Raw genomic sequence first — 25,019 nt, 5'->3', positions numbered from 1 at the left:
GGAGCAGCATGTCCGAAATCACTGCGGAGCAGGTCGCGCATCTCGCGAACCTCGCCCGCATCGCGCTCACCGATGAAGAGATCGGCCACCTCACGACGGAGCTCGGCCAGATCATGCACGCGGTCGAGAAGGTGAGCGAGGTCGCCACGCCCGACGTGCCGCCGACGAGCCACCCGATCCCGATGCAGAACGTGTTCCGCGACGACGTCGTGGGCACGACGGTGCTGACCGCAGACGAGGCGCTCGCGGGCGCCCCCGAGTCCGACGACTCGCGGTTCAAGGTCTCGGCGATCCTGGGAGAAGAGCAGTGAGCGGCGAACTGATCCGGCTGTCCGCAGCAGAACTCGGCGCGAAGCTCGCCGCCGGCGAGGTCTCCTCGGTCGAGGCGACCCGTGCGCACCTCGACCGCATCGCGGCCGTCGACGGCGCCGTGCACGCCTTCCTGCACGTCGAGGGCGAGCGCGCCATCGAGACGGCCGCCGAGATCGACCGCCAGCGCGCCGCCGGCGCACCGCTCGGGCCGCTCGCGGGTGTGCCGATCGCGATCAAGGACGTGCTGGTCACGAAGGGCATGCCCTCGACCTCGGGTTCGCGCATCCTCGAGGGCTGGATCCCGCCGTACGACGCGACCCCGGTGACGAAGGTGCGCGAGGCGGGCATGATCCCCCTCGGCAAGACCAACATGGACGAGTTCGCCATGGGCTCCTCGACCGAGCACTCGGCCTACGGCCCGACCCACAACCCGTGGGACCTCGACCGCATCCCCGGTGGCTCCGGCGGCGGTTCCGCGGCATCCGTCGCAGCCTTCGAAGCCCCGCTCGCGCTCGGCTCCGACACCGGCGGCTCGATCCGCCAGCCGGCGCACGTCACCGGCACGGTCGGCGTGAAGCCGACCTACGGCGCGGTCAGCCGCTACGGCTCGATCGCCCTGGCCTCCTCGCTCGACCAGATCGGCCCGGTCACACGCAACGTGCTCGACGCCGCACTCCTCCACGACGTGATCGCCGGGCACGACCCGCTCGACTCCACGTCGATCCCCGAGCAGTGGCCGTCGATGGCCGAGGCGGTGCGCCGAGCGGATGTCTCCGGCCTCCGCATCGGCGTCATCAAGGAGCTCGACGGCGAGGGATTCCAGGCCGGCGTGCGTCAGCGCTTCCACGAGTCGCTCGAACTGCTCGAGAAGCAGGGCGCCGAGATCGTCGAGGTCTCCGCTCCCCACTTCGAGTACGCCATCGCCGCGTACTACCTGATCCTCCCGGCAGAGGCGTCGTCGAACCTCGCGAAGTTCGACTCGGTGCGCTTCGGCCTGCGCGTCACGCCCGAGGGCGGCGGCACGGTCGAGCAGGTCATGTCGGCCACGCGCGAGGCGGGTTTCGGCCCCGAGGTGAAGCGTCGCATCATCCTCGGCACCTATGCGCTCTCGGCGGGCTACTACGACGCGTACTACGGCTCGGCGCAGAAGGTGCGCACGCTCGTGCAGCGTGACTTCGACGCCGCGTTCGCGAACGTCGACGTGCTCGCCTCGCCGACCGCGCCGACGACCGCGTTCAAGTTCGGCGAGAAGATGGCCGACCCCGTGTCGATGTACCTGAACGACATCGCGACGATCCCGGCCAACCTCGCGGGCGTGCCCGGCATCTCGCTGCCCTCGGGTCTCGCTCCCGAAGACGGCCTGCCCGTCGGCATCCAGTTCCTGGCACCGGCTCGTGAAGACGCCCGTCTCTACAACGTCGGCGCCGCGCTCGAGCAGCTGCTCGAGGCGCAGTGGGGCGGCCCGCTGCTCGCTCAGGCACCCGACCTCTCCACCCATGAGCTCACCGCGACCGAGGAAGGCGCACTCTGATGGCCCGCGCTGAACTGATGGACTTCGACAAGGCCCTCGAGCTCTTCGAGCCGGTCATCGGCCTCGAGGTGCACGTCGAGCTGAACACCACGACGAAGATGTTCTCGTCGGCTCCGAACCCCGCGAACTCGCAGTTCCACGGTGCAGAGCCGAACACGCTCATCACGCCCGTGTGCCTCGGCCTGCCGGGCTCGCTGCCCGTCGTCAACGGCGACGCCGTGAAGTACTCGATCAGCCTCGGCCTCGCGCTCGGCTGCGAGATCGCGCCGTCGAGCCGCTTCGCGCGCAAGAACTACTTCTACCCCGACCTCGCGAAGAACTACCAGATCTCGCAGTACGACGAGCCGATCGCCTTCGACGGCGAGGTCGAGGTCGAGCTCGAGAACGGTCGCACCTTCACGGTGCCGATCGAGCGCGCGCACATGGAGGAGGACGCCGGCAAGCTCACGCACGTGGGCGGTTCGACGGGCCGCATCCAGGGCGCCGAGTACTCGCTCGTCGACTACAACCGCGCAGGCGTGCCGCTCGTCGAGATCGTCACGCGCCCGATCTTCGGCGGCGAGGCCGACACTCCGGCGCTCGCGAAGGCGTACGTCGCGACGATCCGCGACATCGTGCTCTCGCTCGGCATCTCCGAGGCGCGCATGGAGCGCGGCAACCTGCGCTGCGACGCGAACGTGTCGCTGCGCCCCCGTGGCCAGGAGAAGCTCGGCACGCGCACCGAGACGAAGAACGTCAACTCGATGCGCTCGGTCGAGCGGGCCGTGCGGTACGAGATCCAGCGCCAGGCGGCGATCCTCGCCGGCGGCGGCACAATCATTCAAGAGACGCGTCACTGGCACGAAGACACCGGTGCCACGAGCGCCGGTCGTCCGAAGTCCGACGCCGACGACTACCGGTACTTCCCCGAGCCCGACCTGCTGCCCGTCGTGCCCTCGGCCGAGCTGATCGAGGAATTGCGTGCCGCGCTGCCCGAGGCGCCCGCCGCTCGCCGCCGGCGCCTGAAGGCCGAGTGGGGCTTCAGCGACGACGAGTTCCAGATCGTGGCGAACTCCGGCATGCTCAACGAATTGGCCGCGACCGTCGCGGCCGGCGCCACTCCCACCGCCGCCCGCAAGTGGTGGACGGGTGAGATCGCGCGTCTCGCGAACGCCGCCGACCGGGATGCCACTGACCTCGTGTCGCCCGAGCACGTCGCCGAGCTCGCACAGCTCGTCGACTCCGGCACGCTCACCGACCGCCTGGCCCGCCAGGTGCTCGAGGGTGTCATCGCGGGCGAGGGTTCGCCGCAGCAGGTCGTCGAAGCTCGCGGTCTCGCGGTCGTCTCCGACGACGGTGCGCTGATCGCCGCCATCGACGAGGCCCTCGCGTCGCAGCCCGACGTGCTCGCGAAGATCCGCGACGGCAAGGTGCAGGCCGCAGGTGCCGTCATCGGTGCCGTCATGAAGGCGATGCAGGGCAAGGCCGACGCCGCCCGCGTGCGCGAGCTCGTGCTCGAGCGCGCAGCGCAGACCGTGTAGGCAGTTTCATCGGGCTGAGAGCCGGGCGGTGACATCCGCTCGGCTCTCAGCCGGTTCAATGCTCGCGACCGTACAGTGGTCGTCCCCTGAACGATTGACGAGGACAACATGGGATTCCTTGACCGACTCTTCGGAGCAGTTCCCGCCGAGCCGCAGCGCCCTCAGGCTCAGCCCAGTCGCAGGCTGAGCGACGACGAGCTCGCGGTCGAACGCTACCGGTACCTGTTGCGCACGGCCCCGCCCGAGTCCGTCGAGGCGGTGCACGCCGAGGCGTTCGCGAAGCTCACTCCCGAGCAGCGCCAGGCCGTCTTCGCCTCGCTGAGCGCAGATGCGCCCGCCGGTGAGCGGCTCGTCTCCGACGAGCCGAGCGCGCTGGCCCGCGCCGCGACCCGCGCAGAGCTCCGTTCACCCGGCAGTGTCGAGCGCGCCTTCAACCGAGCGGATGCCGCGGGCGGACGGCCTCAGCAGAACGGTCCGTCGTTCGGCGGAATGTTCGCGGGCTCGCTGCTCGGCTCCGTCGCCGGTGTGGTCGTCGGCTCGGCCATCGCGCAGGCGTTCCTGCCCGATCCCGCAGCGTTCGAGGCGGGCGGCGAGGGCGGCGACGGTGGCGATCCAGGTGCAGGAGACTCCGGCGGTGACGCTGCGGCGTCCGACGGCTACGATGCGTCCGGCGGCGACTCCGGTGGCGGCTTCGGCGACTTCGGCGGCGGCGACTTCGGTGGCGGCGGAGACTTCGGGTTCTGATCTCCTCACGCCGGCTCGCCGGCGGTCGCGGTCAGCAACTGCGATGACGGCGGCAGCGGATAGGGTCGCACCATGAGCAAGCAGGACGGCTCGTCGCGCCAAGTGACCACCGGTCCGGTCGACGACTCGGCGACGCCGATCCTGCACGTCGACATGGATGCGTTCTTCGTCTCCGTCGAGCTGCTGAAGCGGCCCGACCTGCGAGGCAAGCCCGTGCTGGTCGGCGGCACGGCGGGGCGCGGCGTGGTGTCGGCGGCCAGTTACGAGGCGCGTCGCTACGGCGTCAACTCGGCGATGCCCATGTCGCTCGCGCTGCAGCGCTGCCCGAACGCCGTCGTGCTGCGCGGCGACTACGCGAGCTACACCGAGTACTCGCGGCGGGTCATGCAGATCTTCGAAGAGGTCACGCCGCTCGTCGAGAAGCTCTCGATCGACGAGGCGTTCCTCGACGTCTCGGGCGCCCGCCGGCTCCACGGCAGCCCTGCCGAAATCGCCTGGGGCCTGCGTCGTCGCGTGCACGACGAGACCGGCCTCACCTGCTCGGTCGGCGTCGCGGCCACGAAGTTCGTCGCGAAGGTCGCGTCGAGCCGGGCGAAACCCGACGGCATGCTCGTCGTTCCGGCCGACCGCACGCTCGAGTTCCTGCATCCGCTGCCGGTCTCCGCGCTCTGGGGCGTCGGCAAGGTCACCGAGGAGTCGCTGACACGCATCGGGCTCCGCACGGTCGGCGATGTGGCGGCGATGCCCGCCGACGCGCTGGCACGAGCGCTCGGACCGGCCCTCGCCGCGAAGCTCGCTCATCTCTCCATGGGCGTCGACGCTCGAGACGTCGTCACGGGGCGCGAAGAGAAGAGCATCGGGCACGAGGTCACCTTCGGATACGACCTCACCGACCTCGAGCAGTTGCGACGCGAGCTGCTGCGCCTCTCCGACGACGTCGCGGTGCGACTCCGCCGCGCGGGTGTGGTCGGGCGCACGGTCGTGCTGAAGCTGAGATACGGCGACTTCCGCACCGTCACGCGGTCGCGCACCCTGGGCGAGCCGACGGATGTCGCGAGGCGCATCTACGACGAGGCGTCCGCTGCGCTCGGTGAACTCGCTGGCGACGGCGCCCGCATCCGCCTCATCGGCGTGCGGGCCGAGCAGCTGCGGCCCTCGGGCAGCGGCGCCATGCTGTGGGACCCCGACGAGGAGTGGCGCGAGGCCGAGCGCACGATCGACGAGGTGACGGCGCGGTTCGGGCGTGGTGCGGTGCGGCCCGCCTCACTCGTCAAGCGCGCAGCAGATCGGGTCGAGTCGACGCGTCGCAAAGATCCAGATGGCGGTGGCCTCCGCTGAATCCGCGTTCGGCGAATCCCGCAAGGGGTGGTTCACGGACGCACGCGCAGGTAGCGTTGGCACATGGCTGAACTCGTTCTGGAACTTGCCGAGACCGTCGCGGGCGTCGGCGTGAAGACCTCGTACGGCGATGCCGTCGACATCGACGGCACGACGGTCGTGCCTGTTGCGCTCGGGTACTACGGCTTCGGCGCGGGAAGTGGCTCGGATGGCGCCGGCGACCAGGCGGGCGGCGGTGGCGGCGGGGGTCTCTCCATTCCGCTCGGCGCATACGTCGGCCGCGCGGGCGATGTGCGCTTCGAACCGAACCTCATCGGGCTGCTGCTCGTCGCCACGCCGCTCGTCTGGGTCACCGGCAAGGCCCTTCGAATGGTGATCCGCGCACTCAAGCGCTGACGCCGTCCTTCGGTCGCGGCAGAGGCCGTCGCCGTCGTGGACCGCGCCATCGGCGTATACTCGTGCTCGAACACGGGAGTCCGGTGAGCCGGGCTGAGAGGAAGGTTCTCAACCTTCGACCGTCGAACCTGATCTGGGTCATGCCAGCGCAGGGAGGCTGAACACATCTCAATTTCCCGTGCCTCTTTCCACGAATCGAAAGGGCACGACAGTGCACACTGCAGCATCAGAAACCAGCAGCCCCTCCACACCCCGCAAGTCCCGCGACCTGCGCTGGCGGGTCGTCGACATCGTCGTCGCCAGCGTCATCGGCGTCGCGACCGGGCTCCTGTTCCTCTTCTGGAACAACGTCGGCTACGCCTGGTTCAGCGCGGCCGACGCGCTCACACCGGGACTCGGCGGCGTCGCCGTCGGCATCTGGCTCATCGGCGGTGTGCTCGGCGGGCTCATCATCCGCAAGCCGGGCGCCGCGCTCTTCGTCGAACTGCTCGCCGCGATCGTCTCGGCCCTCATCGGCAATCAGTGGGGCATCGAGACGATCTACTCGGGGCTCGCGCAGGGACTCGGCGCCGAACTGGTGTTCGCGATCTTCGCCTACCGTCGCTTCGGCCTGATGCCCGCGATGCTCGCTGGTGCCGCCGCAGGCGCCGCGGCGTGGACGCTCGAACTCTTCACCTCGGGCAACCTCGCGAAGTCGGCCGAGTTCCTCGGGCTCTACTTCACGACCGTCGTCATCTCGGGTGCGGTGCTCGCCGGACTCCTCGGCTGGCTCATCGTGCGCGGTCTCGCCGCTACGGGTGCGCTCAGCCGCTTCGCGGCAGGTCAAGACGTGGCACAGCGGGTCTGATCGTGGCAAACGATTCCGGTGCCATCTCACCCGCGCGCGTGGAGGCGCGCGGGTGGGGGTGGCGGCACGCCGGTCGTCTGCGATCGGCGCTCGACGGCATCGACCTCATCGTCTCACCGGGGGAGCGGGTGTTGCTGCTCGGCCCCTCGGGTTCGGGCAAGTCGACGCTCCTGCACGCACTCGCCGGTGTTCACGGTGGTGCCGAAGAGGGTGAAGAGACCGGCACGCTGCTGCTCGACGGCGAGTGGCCCGGCGCCGTGCGCGGTCGAGCGAGCCTCGTGCTGCAGGACCCCGACTCGCAGGTGATCCTCGCGAGGGTCGGCGACGACGTCGCGTTCGGGTGCGAGAACCTCGGCATCCCCCGCGACGAGATCTGGCCGCGCGTGCGCCGCGCGCTCGACGAGGTCGGTCTCGACGTGCCCCTCGACCACTCGACGAGTGCGCTGTCGGGCGGCCAGAAGCAGCGCCTCGCCCTCGCGGGTGCGCTCGCCATGCGCCCCGGGCTCTTGCTGCTCGACGAGCCGACGGCGAACCTCGACCCCGCGGGCGTCCACGAGGTGCGGCAGGCGGTCGCCCGCACGCTCGATCGCACCGGCGCGACGTTCGTCGTCGTCGAGCACCGCGTCGACGTCTGGATCGACCTCGTCACCCGCGTGGTCGTGCTCGGCCGCGACGGGCGACTGATCGCCGACGGCGAGCCGCATGCGGTCATCTCGGCGCAGCGCGACGAACTGCTGGCGGCCGGGGTGTGGGTGCCAGGGGCGCCACCGGCCGTTGCGGCCGCACGGCCCGCGCCCGCGGCATCCGTCGTCGATCTCGAAGCCTTCGATCTCGCGATCGGCCGTCGAAGCGACGCCGTCGTGCGCAGCGGGCTCTCGCTCGCCCTGCCGCGCGCCGCCTCGACGGTGCTCACGGGGCCGAACGGTGCGGGCAAATCGACGCTCGCGCTCACGATGGGCGGGCTCCTCTCGCCGCTCGGCGGCACGGTGCGCGCTTCGGCCGAGCTCGCCGACGGGCTCAGGGCGGAACCGATCCGCTGGCGGTCGCGCGAACTGCTCACCCGCATCGGCACGGTCTTCCAGGAGCCCGAGCACCAGTTCGTCGCGTCGACCGTGCAGCGCGAGCTCGAGGTGGCGCCGCGCGCCCTCGGCCTCGACGCCGTGACCACGGCTCGGCGTACCGGTGAGGTGCTCGAACGACTCGGGCTCGACCGACTCGCCCAGGCGAACCCGTTCACCCTCTCGGGCGGCGAGCAGCGACGACTCACCGTCGGGTGCGCCATTGTCGCGCAACCCGGCGTCGTGATCCTCGACGAACCGACGTTCGGGCAGGATCGACTGACCTGGATCGAGCTCGTGACGCTGTTGCGCGGCCTCGTCGACGGCGGCACGACGCTGCTCTCAGTCAGTCACGATGCCGCCTACCGCGACGCGCTCGGCGACCAGCACCTCGATCTCGGCAGCGACGCGCTGCGCATGGAGGCGGCGGCATGATCACGGTCGCGCATCCTCGACTGCACCTCGTCGATCGGGTGAACCCGGTGAGCAGGCTCGCTGCGGCGATGCTGCTGACGACGCCCCTGCTCCTCACCGTCGACTGGGTGAGCGCCGCCGTCGCCCTCTGCGTGCAGCTCGTGCTCTTCGCAATCGCGGGGGTCACGCCGAAGGTGCTCATCGCGCGCGGGTGGCCGATCCTCATCGCGGCACCCATCGCGGGCCTCAGCATGCTGCTCTACGGTCAACCCGAGGGCACCGAGTACTGGTCGTTCTGGCTCGCGCGCATCACCGACGGGTCGATCGAGCTCGCCGTCGCCGTCACCGTGCGCGTGCTCGCGATCGGCCTGCCGGCGGTGCTGCTCTTCATGAACGTCGACCCGACCGAGCTCGCCGACGGTCTCGCGCAGGTCGCGAAGCTCCCGAGCCGGTTCGTGCTCGGGGCGCTCGCGGGTGCGCGTCTCGTCGGCCTGTTCATGGAAGATTGGCGGGCGATGGCACTCTCGCGACGTGCCCGCGGCATCGGCGACCACGGCGTGATCCGCCGGTTCGCGACCATGGCGTTCGCGCTGCTCGTGCTCGCCATCCGTCGCGGCAGCAAGCTCGCCACGTCGATGGAGGCCCGCGGGTTCGGTTCCGAGCACCCGCGCACCTGGGCGCGTGAGTCACGAGTCGGCTGGCCGGATGCCGCCCTGCTCTGCATCGCCGCGGGCATCGCCGTGCTCGCGCTCGGCTGCGCGGTCTGGGCGGGCACGTACCACCCGGTGTGGGCGTGAGCGCGGGTGCTTCGGCGGATGCGGTCGTGACCGCCCCCGCGGCATCCGCGGTGCGACTCGTGTTCGAACGCTGCCGGGCCGCGGGTGCGCGGGTCGTGGCGATCGACGGCCCGAGCGGCTCCGGTAAGAGCACGCTCGCCGATGCGCTCGTGCGGTCCTGGCCAGGCCCTGCCCCCGAGCTCGTACGCCTCGACGACGCCTACCCGGGCTGGAACGGCCTGGAACCTGCCGGTGCGGCCCTCGCGCACGAGCTCGTCGCCCGCCACGCTCGCGGCGCAGTCGGGCACTGGCGGCGATGGGACTGGGCCGGCGACCGGGTCGGGGCGATCGAACGGATCCGACCCGGCGGGGCGCTCATCGTCGAGGGCTGCGGCGCCTTCGCGGCGACCGCGCCGGTCGATGCCGTCAGCGTGTGGGTCGAGGCGTCTCCGCGTGTGCGCAAGCGCCGGGCGCTCGAGCGCGATGCCGGTGCGTTCGACCCGTACTGGGATCTGTGGGAGCGCCAGTGGCGTCGCTACGTCGCGCGCGCTGCTCCCGCGATCCGCGCCGACGTGCGCGTGCGGGTCGCCGACGCCTGAGTCGCGGCGAGGAGCCGCCGTCATGCCCCGCCGATGCGGGACCTGCCGCATCGGCAGCCCGGGGTCTACGGTAGTGACATGAGCACAGACACCGCAGCCCAGTACGTCGCGGAGTTCCTCGACGGCCCGCTCGAGGGGGAGTTCGAGCATCGCGTCCTCGTGAACGGCAAGGCCGAGCAACGGGTCGGCATGATGGCCGCCGTCGACGGCCTCGAGTCCCTGTTCTGGTACGACGCGGTCGGTGAGCGCGAGGTCAACGGCCAGGTGCGCGTGCAGTTCCGGTTCGACGCCGACGACTCCGACCCGGTCGAGTCCGACGACGAGAACGACTGAAGCGCGGCTCGGCGACCGGTCAGTCCTGCTGGTCGGCGACGAACGCGCCGATCAGCGCGGCCGGGTTCGTGAGGCGCCAGATCGGGCCCGGATCACGGATCGCGCTCGTCAGTTCGAGCGGTGACGCGACGTCTCCACTCGCGGTCGCGTAGGTGATGCGCCCGACATCGCTGCCCGAGGCTGCGGTCGTGAAGTTCTCGACGGTGACGGATGCCTCTGCGCCGCCGCCGCCCCACGAGGCATCCGTTCTGCTGACCGAGGCGATCAGCTCGGCCCGGTCGCCCCACGCCGCCTCGACGCTCGCGTAGGGCGTGCCGGCGGTGATGACCTCGACCGGCACGGCCGATGCGGCGGCCGAGGCGACGGCCGTGCCCACCCCCGCGTCGAGCGTCTCGTAGTCGGGCATCAGCGAAGCGGCGCCGATGAGGCGGTACGGCGGCTGGTCGTCGAGCCCGGGCACTGTCGTCGTGTAGATGAAGCTCACGCCGGCCTGGTCGGTGTAGCTGCGTGCAAGTGCGCGGACGCCGGCGCCGGCCGGGTGGTCGACGACATCGGGGATGTCGCGTTCACCGGCCACTGCCGGTGCGTCGCCGATGCCGAACATGCCCGCAAGGCTCGGGTCTGCGAGCACGAGCGCGGCGAGGCGGGTGAGCTCTTCGGCGGTGCCGACGTTGTCGCCCGAGAGTCCGGTCGCGTCGGCGACCGTGGTCGCGGTGAAGCCGTTCTCGGCGAGCCAGGCGTTGGCCGCCTCGACGTAGGGGTCGACGCCGCCGAACGCCCACCGAGCGAGCGTGTCGGCGTGGTTGTTGCTCGAGGCGAGCAGCGTGGCCCGCACGACGTCGCGTTCGGTCCACTTCTGCCCCGGCAGCACGGGAAGGGTGCGCGTGTCTTCGGCGACGTAGCGGAGGTAGTCGGTGTAGTCGTCGGGCCCGATCGTGATCTCGGGGCCGGCGCCATCGGGCGGCAACGGCAGCGAGTCGAGGGTGGCCAGCACGGTGACGAGCTTCACCGCGCCGCCGATCGGCACGGGCTCCGCATCGCCGGCGACGGCCAGTGTCGTGGCGGCGCCGTCCTCGGCGAGCAGGGCCATCGCGCTGGCACCGTCGGCGGGCAGTGACACCGTCGCCGAGCCGTCGTCGGGCGCCGCGCCGGCGGAATCGGCGACCGTCACGCTGACCGCCGGAAGCGGACCGAGGAGCATCGCAGGACCGTAGACCCCGATGCCGAGGATCGCGATCGCGCCGACGGCGATGCCGACGATGCGGCCGGGGGACAGGCTCATGGAATCAGCGTAACCCGGCGCGGATCATGCCCAGCCCAGCTCGTGGAGCCGGTCGTCGTCGATGCCGTAGAAGTGCGCGATCTCATGCACGAGCGTGACGTGGATCTCTTCGCGGAGCTCGTCTTCGTCGGCGCAGATCGCGAGCAGCGGCTCGCGGTAGAGGATGATGCGATCGGGCATCTCGCCGAACCCGTAGCGATCGCGTTCGGTCAACGCATAGCCGTCATAGAGGCCGAGCAGGTCGAGCGATCCGTCTTCGGGGCGGTCTTCGACGACGAACACGACGTTCTCGAGACCGTCGACCATGTCATCGGGCAGCTGATCGAGCTCGTCGACGACGATCGCCTCGAAGGCTTCGGCGTCGAGTTCCACGAGCGGCTCCGATCGGAGGCGGTGAAGAAGTATTGGGGTGAGTAACGGGGCTTGAACCCGCGACCTCCTGGACCACAACCAGGCGCTCTACCAACTGAGCTATACCCACCATGTGTCGACCGCCGAAGCGATCTGGCAACTCGACGAGCTTACTACACCTTGGAGGCGAACTCGTTCACGACGGTCGCCGAGAGCGACTGAAGTTCTGCCGTCGAGGGGCCGGGCTCGACCACGAAGACCGCGCGGCGGTAGTAGTGCAGCTCGCGAATCGACTCGAGGATGTCGGCGAGGGCACGGTGCCCGCCGTTCTTCTGGGGTGAGTTGAAGTACGCGCGCGGGAACCAGCGCTTGGCGAGCTCCTTGATCGAGGAGACGTCGACGCTGCGGTAGTGCAGGTGCGCGTCGAGGCGCGGCATGTACTTCGCGAGGAACGCGCGGTCGGTGCCGATGGAGTTGCCCGCGAGCGGCGCCTTCTGCTCTTCGGGCACATGCTGCAGCACGTACTCGAGCACCTGGTACTCGGCGTCGGCGACGCTCACGCCGTTGGGGATCTCTTCGATCAGGCCCGATGTCGTGTGCATTCCGCGAACGAAGTCGCCCATGTTCTCGAGCGCGCTGGCGTCGGGCTTGATCACGATGCTGAGACCGGCGTCGACGGGGTTGAGGTCGTAGTCGGTGATGACGACGGCGATCTCGACGAGCTCGTCGACCGCGAGGTCGAGTCCGGTCATCTCGCAGTCGATCCAGACCAGGCGGTCGCTCGAAGAAGGCATGCCGAGAGTCTATCCGGGTGCTCCGACGTCGCTGGTCCGGTGCTAGCGACGGACTCTCGGGGGCGCCACCGAGCCCTCATCGGCGCAGCGACCTGGGCGGTCGAAACCAAGGGTGCCCCCGGCAGGAATTGAACCTGCGACCAAGAGATTAGAAGGCTCCTGCTCTATCCGCTGAGCTACGGGGGCGGCGATGCCAGCATACCGGGACGAGTCGAGTCAGCCCTCGATGGGCACGAAGGGATCGTCCGCTGCGGCGCGAGCCGGGTCATCCGATCGGCCCTTGCGGATCGCGAGGGCGATGACGGGGAACAGCAGCACCGAGAGCATGCCGGCACCGACCAGCGCGGCCGCCGTGCCGCTCGGGAGATCGCCGTTGTCGACGCCGATCGCGGTGACGGCGACGATGATCGGCAGCCCCGTCGCTCCGAACAGCGCCGTCGCCACGAGATCGCGGCGACTCGAGCCCTTGGGTGCCGAGAGAAGCGACGGCAGGCCGCGCACGACGAGGAGCAGCACGAGGAAGACGGGCAGGAGCACCGTCGTGCGCACATCCGAGAAGAGCGACTCGAGGTCGAAGGTGACTCCGGTGTTGATGAAGAAGACCGGCACCAGGAATCCGTAGCCGACCGCTTCGAGCTTCGTCTCGACCACCTCGACGTCGCGTTCCGGGGCGCCGGTGAGCAGCAGTCGGTACAGGACGCCGGCCGTGAACGCCCCGAGCAGCATGTCGAGGTCGAGCACGATGCTGAGCGCGACGAGTGCGAGCAGCACGAAGATCACGAGCCGAACTGCGAACTGCCCGCTCGTGTGCAGCGTCGCCGTGATCACCCGGTGCATGCGCTTGCCGACGCCCTTCGCGGCCATCCAGATGGCGATGCCGGCGATCACGGCGAACGAGAGCAGCACGACGGCGGCGATCAGGGGGCTGCGACCGCTCAGGAAGATGGAGATCGCGAGCAGCGGTCCGAACTCGCCGATGGCGCCGAGTGCGATCACCGCGACGCCGAACGGGGTGGCGAGGTCGCCGGAGTCCCGCAGCACGGGCATGATCGTGCCGAGCGCCGTCGACGTCAGCGCGATGCCGATGAACGCCGCGGCCGGCAGATCGGCCGCCAGCAGCGTCGCGAGTCCGATGCCGGCCGCGAGCGAGATGATCCAGCCGATCGCAGCACGGTTGAGCGGCCGACCGCGGATGGCGCGGAAGTTGATCTCGTTGCCCGCGAGGAAGAAGAGCATCGCCAGTCCGAAGTCGGCGAGCAGGGTCATGAAGTCGTCGGGCACGATCCAGCCGAGCATGGCGGGGCCGAGGGCGAGGCCCAGCACGATCTCGAAGACGACGAGCGGGATGGCCACCCATCTGCCGATCGCGCGCACGAGCAGGGGTGCTGCGACGGCGATCGCAGGCACGAGCACCATGGTGCCGATCGAGATGTCCATGGGCGCTCCGTTTCAGGCCGGCAGGTTCGTCTGTCGTGATGCTAGCGGAGCGAGTGCGCGGGGCCGTGGCGGCGGACCGGCTCATCCGGTCGCCTGCCCGAAACATGTCAGCGGTATCGTCGTGTCATGCGAGAGCTGCAGTCGCGAATCATCGCCGAACTCAACGTCACCCCGATCATCGACCCCGCCGAAGAGGTGCGAGCCCGCATCGACTTCCTGAAGGCCTATGTGCGCGCCACCGGGGCGAAGGGCCTCGTGCTCGGCATCAGCGGCGGTCAGGACTCCACGCTCGCGGGTCGAATGTGCCGGCTCGCGGTCGAGGAACTCGGCGCGGAGGGCGTCGCCGCGCGATTCATCGCCGTGCGCCTGCCCTACGGCGTGCAGCGTGATGAGGACGACGCTCAACTGGCCCTGAACTTCATCGAGCCGCAGGAGACCGTGGTGTTCAACGTCAAGGACGGTGTCGACGGGCTCACCGAGGATTTCGCCGAGGCGACCGGGGTACCGCTCAGCGACTTCGGCAAGGGCAACGTCAAGGCGCGCATGCGGATGGTGGCCCAGTACGCCCTGGCCGGAGAGGGCGGCATGCTCGTCGTCGGCACCGATCACGCCGCCGAGGCGATCACCGGATTCTTCACCAAGTTCGGTGATGGGGGAGCCGACGTGCTTCCCCTCACGGGGCTCACGAAGCGGCAGGGACGTTCACTGCTCGAACACCTCGGGGCGCCCGAGCGCTTGTATCTCAAGGTGCCGACGGCCGATCTGCTCGACACGAACCCCGGTCAGTCCGACGAGGCGAACCTCGGCCTGAGCTACGCCGACCTCGACGCCTATCTCGAGGGGCACGAGATCGACGAGGCCGTCGCCGAACGCATCGAGGCGCGCTTCCTGCAGACCAGGCACAAGCGCACGGTTCCGGTCTCGATGTTCGACGACTGGTGGCGCTGACCGCTCGCAGCCTGACTCAGCGCGCAGGTCGGCTCAGCGCTGCTGCTCGCCCTGCAGCGCGACCGGCGCGGTGGTGGCGGTCGTCGCGGCGTCCGTGCTCTCGTCGGCGATGGTGACGCTGCCCTGGTAGCGCTGCTGGTGCTGGTCGGCGACCCAGGTGTCCTGTTGCTCGACGGCGACCTGCTCGGGATCCTGACGCTGGGTGCGCCAACGCGCGAGGTCGTTCTGGAACTGGCGGCGCGTGCGCCCCGGATGGCGCTGCCACTCGAGCAGGCGATCGCGGAACTCCACCACGGCGGGGTCGAGCTGGTACCCGAACGTCGCCGATGCCCGCTTGAGCTCGTGCAACTGGTGGGCGGCCCAGTTCGCCGCGACATCCGATCCGCGGATCGGCAGGAGTCGCACGACGATGTCGGCTTGGCCGACGGCGCGATCGGCGAGCACCTGCTCTTGGGGCGTCAACGAGTTCCACACGGAGGCCTCGGTGGCGGCATCGACGAGTGCGGCGATCGCAGCGGCCTTCGACTCACGATCGCGCTGCGCGACGAGTCGCTTGATCGCGAGACCCGAGATCCACGCGGCGAGGAGCCCGGCGGCGAGCACCGCGATGAACAGCACCACGGCCGAGAAGACCGTGGGCTGCGAGGCGCTCGAGTCGAGCCATGAGATGAGATCGTTCCACCACTGCATGGCCGCAGATTACCCCCGGCTCGCGTCGCGGTCTTCGAGCGACGGCGGCGTGCCCGAATACACGTCGTGCGACCTCAGCGGAACAGCTCGGCGGCGGCACGCGACGACCAGAATTCGCCGAGCTCGATCGAGCGGATGCCGCCCGCGACGAGTCGTTTCGCTCGGAAGCGCACCTCGTCGCCGAAGCCGTGCTGCTCGATGTGCCCGAGCACGGCCCCCTGCGGGCGGGTGACCCGCCACAGGCCGGGCGCTGCGGGTGAGATCTGCAGGCCGGGCACGACGTCGGGGAAGGGTTCGCGAGTGCGCGTTGCGAACGAGGCGATGGCGGACATGTCGACTCCTCTCGTGTGCAGCCGGCCCTGCGGTGTGTCACGAGAGTACGGCGGGCCACCGACATCCGCTCGGGGTATCGAAGGAGGCCGGGGTGGCTGCGTCGGCCGCCGAGACGGAGAGTGCCCGGCCAACCCCGGCCGGGCACTCCAAAGCGACGCTGCTGAACGACTCAGCCGAGCACGGTGCCGTGCGCGGCGAAGGGCTCGATGCCTTCGATCTCCTCCTGGGTGAGCGGTGCCGCGTCGAGCGCGGCGATGTTCTGCTCGAGCTGAGCGACGCTCGAGGCCCCGATCAGCGCGCTCGCGACGAGCGGCTGGCGCAGCACCCAGGTGAGGGCGAGCTGGGCGAGCGACTGGCCGCGCTCCTTCGCGATGGCGTCGAGAGCACGGGCGCGCTCGAGGTACTCGCCGCTGATGCGGTCGGGGGAGAGGAACCGGCTGGTCGCCGCTCGCGACCCCGCGGGCACGTCGCCGCCGAGATAGCGATCGGTCAGGAGCCCCTGCGCGAGCGGCGAGAAGACGATGCTCGCGGCGCCGACCTCTTCGAGCGCCGGGAACAGGCCGTCTTCGATGTGACGGTCGAACATCGAGTAGCGCGGCTGGTGGATGAGGAGAGGAACGCCCTCGGCCTCGAGCGCGGCGGCCGCGGCTCGCGTCTGGTCGGGGTCGTAGTTCGAGATGCCGACGTAGAGCGCCTTGCCCTGGCGCACGGCGCTCGCGAGGGCGCCCATCGTCTCCTCGATCGGCGTCTCGGGGTCGGGCCGGTGCGAATAGAAGATGTCGACGTAGTCGAGGCCGAGGCGCCCGAGGCTCTGGTCGAGCGAGGAGAGCAGGTACTTGCGCGAGCCGAAGTCGCCGTACGGGCCGGGCCACATGTCGTACCCGGCCTTCGACGAGATGATGAGCTCGTCGCGGTAGGGGCGGAGGTCGTCGGCGAGGATGCGGCCGAAGTTGACCTCGGCGCTGCCGGGAGGCGGCCCGTAGTTGTTGGCGAGGTCGAAGTGCGTGACTCCGAGGTCGAAGGCACGGCGCACGATCGCGCGCTGGGTGTCGTAGGCGCGTTCGTGGCCGAAGTTGTGCCAGAGGCCGAGGGAGAGCGCTGGCAGCTTCAGGCCGCTGCGGCCGACTCGGTTGTAGCGCATGCTGTCGTAGCGTTCGGGAAGGGCGACATAGCTCATGGAGCAACTCTAGGGTCGCCGACTCGTCCTCCACATTCGCGTGACGGCGGGCTTCGTGCACGGCTTTCGCATGCGACATCCGGATGCCTCGGCGCGCCGTGATGCTGACGGAACGCGGCTCCGGGGTTTGATCCGGCACGAGCGCTCTCCGGAGCCGCGTGCCGTCGACTCGCGGCGGCATCCGATTGAGGAGTGCAGCACATGACCGACATCATCACCGTGACCGGCGTCGTGGGAACCGATCCCAAGCACCACGTCACCAGCGGCGGACTCGCCATCACCTCGTTCCGGCTCGCATCGACGCGCCGCGTCTTCGACCGGGAGAAGGGCGCGTGGGAAGACGGTGAGACCAACTGGTACACGGTCTCCACGTTCCGCCAGCTCGCCCTGAACGCGAGCCTCTCGATCCGCAAGGGCGAGCGTCTCATCATCCGCGGCCGACTCCGGCTGCGAGCGTGGGAGACGGGCGAGCGGTCGGGCACGGCCGTCGAGATCGAGGCCGACTCCATCGGGCACGACCTCGCCTGGTGCGTGAGCACCTACTCCAAGGTGCGAACGGCACGCCCAGCGGATGCCGCGGCAGCGGGCTCCTCGCAGGGCGACGGTGTCGAAGGATTCGGGGCATCGGTGGGCGGCTCCGAGTCGACGACCGACGGCGCGTCCCCCTGGCCCGGCACCTCGGCGTTGCCACCGCTCGGATTCGACTCCGAGGCCGGTGACGAGGCCGCCGACGGTGACGAGGCCGCCGACGGTGACGCCGATGCCGACGACCTCGTGCTTCCCGAGCTCGAATCGACGTTCGCTCGCTGACGGGGGGTGTCCGAGGCATCCGCCGGCCCGCCCGAGCCGCCCTCGCGGGCGTACCGCCTAGAATCGGCTCGGGCGGTCGCCACCGCCGGTGAGGGGAACGATGAGACGGCGGTTCGGCACCAGCGTGGCCCTTGCATTCGCGGGGGTCGCGATGCTCATCGGCCTGACGGCCTGCACGTTCGACGACCAGCAGCCGACCGCTCCGGCGACGGCGCGGCCCACGCCGTCGATGCCCGGCACCGCGTCGCCGACCGCGCCGGAGTTCCGGCCCGAACTCTCGGCGAGCGAGAACCTGCCCTACTTCGACTGGGTGAACGGCGGCGTCATCGCCGCGAACGCCTCGGCCGGCGGGCGCGACTTCATCGATGCGCTCGTGGCAGCGGGATTCGACAAAGCGCAGATGCAGGTCACCGCCGACCGCACGACCGTCGACCTCGCGGCCGACTCCGTGCAGTTCTCGGTGCTCTTCCAGGGCGAATGCCTCGTCGGGCAATACGGACCGGCATCGGGCGGATACCACGGCGCGGTCCGCCCGCCGCTGGGCACCGGCACCTGTCTCGTCGGTCAGACTCGCCCCATAGACTGGTAGGCGACATGGCTGATTACATTTACTCGATGGTTCGCGCCCGCAAGGCGGTCGGCGACAAGGTCATCCTCGATGACGTGACGATGGCGTTCCTGCCCGGAGCGAAGATCGGCGTGGTCGGCCCGAACGGTGCCGGCAAGTCGACGATCCTCAAGATCATGGCCGGCCTCGACCAGCCCTCCAATGGCGAGGCGCGCCTCAGCCCCGGGTTCTCCGTGGGCATCCTCATGCAGGAGCCCGTGCTCGACGAGACCAAGACGGTGCTCGAGAACGTGCAAGAGGGGGTCGGCCCCATCAAGGCGAAGCTCGACCGCTTCAACGAGATCTCGCTGGCCATGGCCGAGCCCGACGCCGACTTCGATGCGCTCCTCGCCGAGATGGGCGTGCTGCAGGAGGCCATCGACGCCGCCGACGCGTGGGACCTCGACTCCCAGCTCGAGCAGGCGATGGACGCCCTGCGCTGCCCGCCGGGCGACGAGCAGGTCTCCGTGCTCTCGGGCGGTGAGAAGCGCCGTGTCGCGCTCTGCAAGCTCCTGCTCCAGAAGCCCGACCTGCTGCTCCTCGACGAGCCCACCAACCACCTCGACGCCGAGAGCGTGCTCTGGCTCGAGCAGCACCTCGCCAAGTACCCCGGCGCAGTGCTCGCTGTCACGCACGACCGGTACTTCCTCGACCATGTCGCCGAATGGATCTGCGAGGTCGACCGCGGTCGCCTCTACCCCTACGAGGGCAACTACTCGACCTACCTCGAGAAGAAGCAGGAACGCCTGCAGGTGCAGGGCAAGAAAGACCAGAAGCTCGCGAAGCGCCTCGCCGAAGAGCTCGAGTGGGTGCGGTCCAACGCGAAGGGCCGCCAGGCGAAGTCGAAGGCGCGTCTGGCTCGCTATGAAGAGATGGCGACCGAGGCCGAGCGCACGCGCAAGCTCGACTTCGAAGAGATCGTGATCCCTGTGGGCCCGCGCCTCGGCGCGCAGGTGATCGAGGCCAAGAAGCTCCGCAAGGGCTTCGGCGAACGCATCCTCATCGAAGACCTGAGCTTCAGCCTGCCGCGCAACGGCATCGTCGGCATCATCGGCCCCAACGGCGTCGGCAAGACGACGCTGTTCAAGACCATCGTGGGGCTCGAACCCCTCGACGGCGGCGAGCTGAAGATCGGCGAGACGGTCGACATCTCCTACGTCGACCAGAGCCGCGGCGGCATCGACCCGAACAAGAACCTGTGGGAGGTCGTCTCCGACGGCCTCGACTACATCATCGTGGGCAAGACCGAGATCCCGTCGCGCGCCTACGTCTCGCAGTTCGGCTTCAAGGGGCCCGACCAGCAGAAGAAGGCCGGCGTGCTCTCGGGCGGTGAGCGCAACCGACTGAACCTCGCGCTCACGCTGAAGCAGGGCGGCAACCTGCTGCTGCTCGACGAACCGACCAACGACCTCGACGTCGAGACCCTGTCGAGCCTCGAGAACGCCCTGCTCGAGTTCCCCGGCTGCGCCGTGGTCATCACGCACGACCGGTGGTTCCTCGACCGCATCGCGACGCACATCCTCGCCTACGAGGGCACCGAAGAAGACCCGGCGAACTGGTACTGGTTCGAGGGCAACTTCGAGTCGTACGAGCAGAACAAGATCGAGCGGCTCGGCCCCGACGCGGCGAAGCCGCATCGTTCCGCTTACCGCAAGCTCACCAGGGACTGACATGCGCCTGCACGTGCCCACTCCACTGCGGTGGGGCGACCTCGACGCCTACGGGCACGTGAACAACGCCCGGATGCTGAGCCTCCTCGAAGAGGCTCGCATCCAGGCGTTCTGGGTGAGCGACGACACGTCCGAACATGCCGTGGGGGCATCGACCGCGGTGCTCGACGCGACCCCGGGCGCGACGACGATCACGCTGATCGCACGCCAGGAGGTCGAATACCTCGCGCCGATCCCGTACCAGCGGCAACCTGTTGACATCGAACTCTGGATCGGTCACATGGGCGGGGCCAGCCTCGACGTCTGCTACGAGGTCTATTCGCCGGTCGGCGTCGAGCCGCGAGTGCTCTACACGCGAGCGGTCACGACGATCGTGCTGGTCGATGCGCAGACCGAGCGGCCGAGGCGCATCAGCCAAGCCGAGCGTGCAGCGTGGGAGCCGTACCTCGGCGAACCGCTCGCCTTCCGCCGACGCTGAACCGTCGGCCGGCCGGCCGATCGAAGTCACGGCGGTGCAGCTGCCTGTCGGTTCAGTCCTCGAGCGGCTCGTCGCTGAACGAGCCCTCCCAGACGGCACGGCTGCCCGCCTCCGCAATCTGCACGAGCGTCCACGTCGAGCCTGCGGTGATCGCGAGCGCGGCGACGGTGAGCACGGCGCCGACGGCGAAGCGGATGCCGCGGCTCGGCGCAGGCCCGTTCAAAGCGTCGCCATCGGCCGCACCGTGACGACGACGTGCTGAGCGTTCGACGAGTGCCCACGCGGCGATGACGACGGCCAGCACGAGCAGCGCGACGATCCACGGCACGATGTCTTCACCCTGCGCTGTGTGCTCCTGGATGAGCGGCGCGGGTGGCACGCGCTCCTCGAGCCATTTGCCCGCCTCGATCGTGACGAGTCCGAGGGGGAGCAGCAGGGCTGCGCCGATCAGCGCAGGCAGCCACAGCACGCGGCGTGCGCCGGGCCACGCCGAGATGACGATGAGGACGAGCCCGAGGAGTGGTGTCAGCACGACGACGGCGTGCACGAGCAGCACGTGCAGCGGCAGCCCCGCGACGGTGTAGTCCATCGTCAGGAGGCGGCGACGATGCGGTCGCCCGAGACGGCGACCTGGATGGGCGCCAAGCCCTCGAGCGCAGGGCCCTGGATCACGTCGCCGGTCGCCGCGTCGAACATCGAACCGTGGCAGGGGCAGTGGAACTCGTCACCGGCGGCGGCCACGACGCACTGCTGATGGGTGCAGATCGCGCTGAACGCGACGACCTGGCCTGCGGTGGGCTGCGCGATGAGCGCCGGCTCCCCGTTGATCGTCGCGTCGATGCTGCCGCCGACGGGGACGTCGGCGACGGCGGCGATGTCTTCACCGACAGCCGGTGCGTCGGGGGCGGCCGTCGGCTCGGTCGGCGGATCCTCGACGACGCTCGGCGGAGCCGTCGTCGCCGAGCCGCTCGGGCTCGGGTCATCCGCTGCGCAACCGGCGAGAGCGAGCGCGCCGCCGATGGCGCCTGCGGAACCCAGGGTGAGGATGGTGCGTCGGGTGGGATCGGTCATCGCCAGAACTCCTTCGTCCGCGTCGCCCGCAAACGCGAGCGCCCATGGCACCATTCTGGGTCACCGTCAGCGAGGGGCGACGGATTCCACAGGATCTATTCAGTCGGCTCCGACGAGCGGGCGGCCTCGGGCACCCGGACCATGCCCTCTTGGGCGACGCTCGCGATCAGCAGGCCGTCGCGAGTGTAGATGCGCCCGAGCGAGAGGCCGCGGCCGCCGCTGGCCGACGGGGAATCCTGCGTGTAGAGCAGCCATTCGTCGACGCGGGCGTCGCGGTGCCACCACATCGCGTGGTCGAGGCTCGCGACCTTCAAGCCGGGTGTCGCCCACGCGACGCCGTGCGCACGCAGGATGGGTTCGAGGATCGAGTAGTCGCTCGCGTAGGCGAGCGCGGCCCGGTGCATGTTGAGGTCGTCGGGCAGGCGGCCGAAGGCCTTCATCCACACCGCCTGGCGCGGCACCCGCTCACCGTCGACCCTGAGGTAGACGGGTGAGGGCACGTGCCGCACGTCGAAGGCGCGTTCGTTCGACCAGTACCGGGCGATGTCGTGGTCGAAGGCGCCGAGCACGTCGGCGGTCGACGGCAGCGTCTCGGGATCGGGGAGGTCGGCCGGCATCTCCACCTGGTGCGAGACTCCCTCGTCTTCGGTCTGGAAGGAGGCGATGAGCGAGAGGATCGGCACGCCGTTCTGGTACGCGTGCGTGCGGCGGGTCGAGAACGAGCGGCCGTCGTGCAGTCGATCGACGCTGAACGTGATGGGGTGAGCCACGTCACCGGGTCGCAGGAAGTAGCCGTGCATCGAGTGGATCGTGCGGTCGTCGTCGACGGTACGCATCGCGGCGATGAGCGACTGGGCGAGCACCTGCCCGCCGAAGACACGCCCGAGCGGCATCCACTGCGACGGCCCGGTGAAGATGTCTTCAGTCGTGCGAGCGCCGGTGTCGGTGAGGTGCAGGGTGCTCAGCAGGCCGTCGATCGGACCGTTCATCGTTCCTCCGTGTCGGTGGTCGGTGACCGCTCGTGACCCTCTGAGCGTGTGACCGCCGGGGCGGCGGCGCTCTGTTGGTAGTTTAGACAGGAGATGGCTCAACAACTCACGCTCGCCGACAGCCTGTCGCTCGGAGACCTGCATACCTACCTGCAGCGCGCAGGACGCGTCGAAGACGGTTCCGTGCGCCTCATCGCGGGCTCCGGCATCCTCGCCGTGTACACCGCGATCCTGTACCCACGTGGCATCCTCGACGAGAGCCCCACCGTGCTCGGCCTCCGCACCTTCGCGCTCGCCGACGACGAGGAGTTCGACTCGGTCGTGCCGATGCGCTCGCTCGTCGAGCGCATCGTGCGGGCGCGGGGCGAACTGGGCGAAGACGACGACTCGCGCCCCGTCTCGATGTCGCGGCCACCCGAGGTCAACACCGTCACCTGGGCGGGCATCTCACCGCCTCGGGGCGGCTGGCGACCGCTCGGCACGACGGATGCCGCGACGCTCGAGGCTGCGGCCAGAGCGGGTATCGACGAGGTCGCCGAGGCGATCCCGGCCGGCACGGGGGAGCAGCTCGTACAGCGGGTGCGTTCAGAGGTGTGGGGGCGCGGCGTCGACGGTGCCGAGTACATCCCGACCGGCGCAGCATTCGCCGCCTACAGTCTCGGCTTCCTCGGCGACGACGAGGTGAAGCTCTTCGAGACGGGCCCGTGGACCCGCCTCTCGTCGCGTCGCGGGCACGTGCTCGTGCGCCGCAAGCCCTGGACCCTGAAGGCGTAGGGCTCGCGGCGCCGGGTCGCAGCGGCGTCAGAGCTTCGCGATCGCCCGCCCGGCGGCCCGCCCCGTGAAGAGGCATCCGCCGAGGAACGTGCCCTCGAGCGCGCGGTAGCCGTGTACGCCGCCGCCGCCGAAGCCGGAAGCCTCGCCGACCGCGTAGAGGCCCGGTACCGGCGACCCGTCGGCGCCGAGTGCGCGCGAGTCCAGATCGGTCTGGATGCCCCCGAGACTCTTGCGCGTGAGGATGTGCAGCTTCACCGCGATCAGCGGTCCGGCCTTGGGGTCGAGGATCCGGTGCGGGGTCGCCACGCGGATGAGCTTGTCGCCGAGGTAGTTGCGAGCACCGCGAACGGCCGTGAGCTGCAGGTCCTTCGTGAACTCGTTGTCGACCTCGCGGTCGCGGGCGACGATCTCGCGCTCAATGTTGGAAGTGTCGAGCTCGGCATCCGGTGAGAGCGCGCGCATGCCGTCGAACAGCTCGTCGAGGGTGTCGGCGACCACGAAGTCGACGCCGTTCTGCTTGAACGCCTCGACCGGGCCGGGCGCGCCGGAGCGGATCCGCTGAGCCAGGAGCTTCACGTCTTTGCCGGTGAGGTCGGGGTTCTGCTCGCTGCCCGAGAGCGCGAACTCCTTCTCGATGATCTTCTGCGTGAGCACGAACCACGAGTGGTCGTGACCGGTCGCGGCGATGTGCTCGAGCGTGCCGAGGGTGTCGAAGCCCGGGAAGAGCGGCACGGGCAGCCGCTTGCCGGTCGCATCGAACCACAGCGACGACGGGCCGGGCAGGATCCGGATGCCGTGCATCGGCCAGATCGGGTCCCAGTTGGTGATGCCCTCGGTGTAGTGCCACATGCGGTCGCCGTTGACGAGCCGCGCGCCGGCGCGCTCGGTGATCGGCAGCATCCGGCCGTCGACGTGGGCGGGCACGCCCGAGATCATCGACTTCGGCGGTGTGCCCATACGCTTCGGCCAGAACTGGCGCACGAGCTCGTGGTTGCCGCCGATGCCGCCGGAGGCGACGACGACGGCCGGCGCGCGCAATTCGAACTCCCCGATCTCGTCGCGATTCGAGGGCTCGCCGCGGCCCGCAGTGTCGGGTGCGAGCACGGCGCCGCGGATGCCGACGACGGCGCCGCCCTCGACGACGAGTTCGTCGACGCGGTGGCGGTGGCGGAACTCGACGAGCCCGGCGGCCTCGCCGGCCTTCACCTTCGCGATGAACGGCGCGAGCACCCCGGGCCCGGTGCCCCAGGTGATGTGGAACCGAGGCACGGAGTTGCCGTGGCCGATGGCGTTGTAGCCGCCGCGCTCGGCCCAGCCCACGATCGGGAAGAAGCGCACGCCCTTCTCGTGCAGCCACGCTCGCTTCTCGCCGGCAGCGAACTCGACGTAGGCGTCGGCCCAGCGCCGTCCCCATTCGTCTTCGTCGCGGTCGAATCCGGCGGTGCCGTCCCAGTCCTGCTTCGCGAGCTCGAGCGAGTCCTTCACGCCCATCCGGCGCTGCTCGGGCGAGTCGACGAGGAAGATCCCGCCGAACGACCAGTGCGCCTGGCCGCCGAGGCTCGCCTCGGGCTCCTGATCGACGATCATGACGTGCTTGCCGGCGTCGACGAGCTCGGCGGCGGCGACGAGACCGGAGAGTCCGGCGCCGACGACGATGGCGTCGGCCGGCTTCTGCGTGCGCTCGGTCGCGTCAGGGGTGGGGGAGGCGGCCACAAGGACTCCTTCGTCTCGGGTGGTGAG

The 25,019-nt window shown here is 69.9% G+C and carries 28 protein-coding genes, 2 tRNA genes and 1 riboswitch; of the genes, 17 read left to right on the top strand and 13 right to left on the bottom strand.

Annotated features, from left to right (window positions below; translation table 11 throughout):
* Positions 1-8: 8 nt before the first annotated feature.
* The 11 genes from gatC to VPH61_RS09625 all read left to right on the top strand — a co-directional run bounded on the left by gatC (position 9) and on the right by VPH61_RS09625 (position 9,868).
* Entirely contained in the window at positions 9-311 is a 303-nt protein-coding gene (gene gatC / locus VPH61_RS09675; RefSeq protein WP_056651063.1) for an Asp-tRNA(Asn)/Glu-tRNA(Gln) amidotransferase subunit GatC, read from the top strand.
* Positions 308-1,843, top strand: coding sequence for an Asp-tRNA(Asn)/Glu-tRNA(Gln) amidotransferase subunit GatA (gene gatA, locus VPH61_RS09670; protein WP_332063284.1), 1,536 nt, complete (start codon positions 308-310; stop codon positions 1,841-1,843). Before gatC ends, gatA begins: the two co-directional genes overlap by 4 nt.
* Positions 1,843-3,363, top strand: coding sequence for an Asp-tRNA(Asn)/Glu-tRNA(Gln) amidotransferase subunit GatB (gene gatB, locus VPH61_RS09665; RefSeq protein ID WP_332063283.1), 1,521 nt, complete (start codon positions 1,843-1,845; stop codon positions 3,361-3,363). The genes gatA and gatB overlap by 1 nt, the downstream gene beginning before the upstream one ends.
* 108 nt (positions 3,364-3,471) lie before the next feature.
* Complete coding sequence (locus VPH61_RS09660) at positions 3,472-4,107, top strand: hypothetical protein (protein ID WP_332063282.1); 636 nt, start codon at positions 3,472-3,474, stop codon at positions 4,105-4,107.
* A gap of 72 nt (positions 4,108-4,179) precedes the next feature.
* Positions 4,180-5,445, top strand: coding sequence for a DNA polymerase IV (locus tag VPH61_RS09655; RefSeq protein WP_332063281.1), 1,266 nt, complete (start codon positions 4,180-4,182; stop codon positions 5,443-5,445).
* 63 nt (positions 5,446-5,508) lie between these two features.
* On the top strand, positions 5,509-5,841 hold the full coding sequence (locus tag VPH61_RS09650) for a hypothetical protein (RefSeq protein WP_332063280.1): 333 nt from the start codon (positions 5,509-5,511) through the stop codon (positions 5,839-5,841).
* A 62-nt stretch (positions 5,842-5,903) separates the two neighbouring features.
* Positions 5,904-6,013: riboswitch (TPP riboswitch) on the top strand.
* A gap of 39 nt (positions 6,014-6,052) precedes the next feature.
* Positions 6,053-6,688 (top strand): ECF transporter S component, encoded by a 636-nt coding sequence (locus tag VPH61_RS09645; protein WP_332063279.1) that lies wholly within the window; start codon positions 6,053-6,055, stop codon positions 6,686-6,688.
* Between the two features lie 2 nt (positions 6,689-6,690).
* Complete coding sequence (locus VPH61_RS09640; protein ID WP_332063278.1) at positions 6,691-8,181, top strand: ABC transporter ATP-binding protein; 1,491 nt, start codon at positions 6,691-6,693, stop codon at positions 8,179-8,181.
* Complete coding sequence (locus VPH61_RS09635; RefSeq protein WP_332063277.1) at positions 8,178-8,957, top strand: energy-coupling factor transporter transmembrane component T family protein; 780 nt, start codon at positions 8,178-8,180, stop codon at positions 8,955-8,957. Before VPH61_RS09640 ends, VPH61_RS09635 begins: the two co-directional genes overlap by 4 nt.
* A gap of 26 nt (positions 8,958-8,983) precedes the next feature.
* Complete coding sequence (locus VPH61_RS09630) at positions 8,984-9,535, top strand: AAA family ATPase (RefSeq protein WP_332063276.1); 552 nt, start codon at positions 8,984-8,986, stop codon at positions 9,533-9,535.
* 78 nt (positions 9,536-9,613) lie between these two features.
* The gene (locus VPH61_RS09625; RefSeq protein ID WP_332063275.1) at positions 9,614-9,868 is read left to right on the top strand and encodes a hypothetical protein; all 255 of its coding nucleotides are present in this window, start codon (positions 9,614-9,616) and stop codon (positions 9,866-9,868) included.
* 19 nt (positions 9,869-9,887) lie between these two features.
* Here VPH61_RS09625 and VPH61_RS09620 read toward each other — a convergent pair whose 3' ends face one another.
* The 6 genes from VPH61_RS09620 to VPH61_RS09595 all read right to left on the bottom strand — a co-directional run bounded on the left by VPH61_RS09620 (position 9,888) and on the right by VPH61_RS09595 (position 13,732).
* A complete protein-coding gene (locus tag VPH61_RS09620; protein WP_332063274.1) occupies positions 9,888-11,150 on the bottom strand; it encodes a hypothetical protein in 1,263 nt (420 codons plus the stop codon).
* Between the two features lie 24 nt (positions 11,151-11,174).
* On the bottom strand, positions 11,175-11,522 hold the full coding sequence (locus VPH61_RS09615; RefSeq protein ID WP_332063273.1) for a metallopeptidase family protein: 348 nt from the start codon (positions 11,520-11,522) through the stop codon (positions 11,175-11,177).
* A 33-nt stretch (positions 11,523-11,555) separates the two neighbouring features.
* Positions 11,556-11,631, bottom strand: a tRNA-His gene (locus VPH61_RS09610).
* 43 nt (positions 11,632-11,674) lie between these two features.
* Positions 11,675-12,295, bottom strand: a complete 621-nt coding sequence (gene orn / locus VPH61_RS09605; RefSeq protein ID WP_332063272.1) for an oligoribonuclease — start codon at positions 12,293-12,295, stop codon at positions 11,675-11,677.
* Between the two features lie 113 nt (positions 12,296-12,408).
* Positions 12,409-12,481: transfer RNA gene (locus tag VPH61_RS09600), tRNA-Arg, on the bottom strand.
* A 30-nt stretch (positions 12,482-12,511) separates the two neighbouring features.
* Positions 12,512-13,732, bottom strand: coding sequence for a cation:proton antiporter (locus tag VPH61_RS09595; RefSeq protein ID WP_332063271.1), 1,221 nt, complete (start codon positions 13,730-13,732; stop codon positions 12,512-12,514).
* 126 nt (positions 13,733-13,858) lie between these two features.
* On the opposite strand from VPH61_RS09595, the gene nadE reads away from it, so the two are divergent.
* Positions 13,859-14,680, top strand: a complete 822-nt coding sequence (gene nadE, locus VPH61_RS09590; protein WP_332063270.1) for an ammonia-dependent NAD(+) synthetase — start codon at positions 13,859-13,861, stop codon at positions 14,678-14,680.
* A 33-nt stretch (positions 14,681-14,713) separates the two neighbouring features.
* Here the strand turns inward: nadE and VPH61_RS09585 are convergent, their stop codons facing one another.
* The 3 genes from VPH61_RS09585 to VPH61_RS09575 form a co-directional block, all read right to left on the bottom strand.
* Entirely contained in the window at positions 14,714-15,370 is a 657-nt protein-coding gene (locus VPH61_RS09585; protein WP_332063269.1) for a hypothetical protein, read from the bottom strand.
* Between the two features lie 74 nt (positions 15,371-15,444).
* Entirely contained in the window at positions 15,445-15,702 is a 258-nt protein-coding gene (locus VPH61_RS09580; RefSeq protein WP_332063268.1) for a hypothetical protein, read from the bottom strand.
* A 170-nt stretch (positions 15,703-15,872) separates the two neighbouring features.
* Positions 15,873-16,880, bottom strand: coding sequence for an aldo/keto reductase (locus VPH61_RS09575; RefSeq protein ID WP_332063267.1), 1,008 nt, complete (start codon positions 16,878-16,880; stop codon positions 15,873-15,875).
* A gap of 201 nt (positions 16,881-17,081) precedes the next feature.
* On the opposite strand from VPH61_RS09575, the gene ssb reads away from it, so the two are divergent.
* The 4 genes from ssb (at position 17,082) to VPH61_RS09555 (ending at position 20,445) form a co-directional block, all read left to right on the top strand.
* Positions 17,082-17,690 (top strand): single-stranded DNA-binding protein, encoded by a 609-nt coding sequence (gene ssb / locus VPH61_RS09570; protein WP_332063266.1) that lies wholly within the window; start codon positions 17,082-17,084, stop codon positions 17,688-17,690.
* 124 nt (positions 17,691-17,814) lie between these two features.
* Positions 17,815-18,279 (top strand): DUF6993 domain-containing protein, encoded by a 465-nt coding sequence (locus VPH61_RS09565; RefSeq protein WP_332063265.1) that lies wholly within the window; start codon positions 17,815-17,817, stop codon positions 18,277-18,279.
* 5 nt (positions 18,280-18,284) lie between these two features.
* Entirely contained in the window at positions 18,285-19,967 is a 1,683-nt protein-coding gene (gene ettA / locus VPH61_RS09560; RefSeq protein ID WP_332063264.1) for an energy-dependent translational throttle protein EttA, read from the top strand.
* Between the two features lies 1 nt (position 19,968).
* Positions 19,969-20,445 carry an acyl-CoA thioesterase gene (locus VPH61_RS09555; protein ID WP_332063263.1) on the top strand — a complete coding sequence of 159 codons (477 nt, stop codon included), beginning with the start codon at positions 19,969-19,971 and terminating at the stop codon, positions 20,443-20,445.
* A gap of 52 nt (positions 20,446-20,497) precedes the next feature.
* On the opposite strand, the gene VPH61_RS09550 is transcribed toward VPH61_RS09555, so the two are convergent.
* The 3 genes from VPH61_RS09550 to VPH61_RS09540 all read right to left on the bottom strand — a co-directional run bounded on the left by VPH61_RS09550 (position 20,498) and on the right by VPH61_RS09540 (position 22,505).
* On the bottom strand, positions 20,498-21,034 hold the full coding sequence (locus VPH61_RS09550; RefSeq protein ID WP_332063262.1) for a hypothetical protein: 537 nt from the start codon (positions 21,032-21,034) through the stop codon (positions 20,498-20,500).
* 2 nt (positions 21,035-21,036) lie between these two features.
* Complete coding sequence (locus tag VPH61_RS09545) at positions 21,037-21,516, bottom strand: QcrA and Rieske domain-containing protein (RefSeq protein WP_332063261.1); 480 nt, start codon at positions 21,514-21,516, stop codon at positions 21,037-21,039.
* Between the two features lie 95 nt (positions 21,517-21,611).
* Positions 21,612-22,505: an acyl-CoA thioesterase gene (locus VPH61_RS09540; protein WP_332063260.1), complete on the bottom strand. Its 894-nt coding sequence runs from the start codon at positions 22,503-22,505 to the stop codon at positions 21,612-21,614.
* A gap of 93 nt (positions 22,506-22,598) precedes the next feature.
* Between VPH61_RS09540 and VPH61_RS09535 the strand changes: the two genes are divergently transcribed.
* Positions 22,599-23,279, top strand: a complete 681-nt coding sequence (locus VPH61_RS09535) for a hypothetical protein (protein ID WP_332063259.1) — start codon at positions 22,599-22,601, stop codon at positions 23,277-23,279.
* Between the two features lie 27 nt (positions 23,280-23,306).
* Here the strand turns inward: VPH61_RS09535 and VPH61_RS09530 are convergent, their stop codons facing one another.
* Complete coding sequence (locus VPH61_RS09530; RefSeq protein ID WP_332063258.1) at positions 23,307-24,992, bottom strand: FAD-binding dehydrogenase; 1,686 nt, start codon at positions 24,990-24,992, stop codon at positions 23,307-23,309.
* Positions 24,993-25,019 lie beyond the last annotated feature (27 nt).

Source organism: Agromyces sp. CCNWLW203, assembly GCF_036576125.1.
Taxonomy (GTDB): domain Bacteria; phylum Actinomycetota; class Actinomycetes; order Actinomycetales; family Microbacteriaceae; genus Agromyces.
Note: the sequence above shows the minus strand (reverse complement) of the source record. Positions and strands in the feature narration are given on the sequence as shown.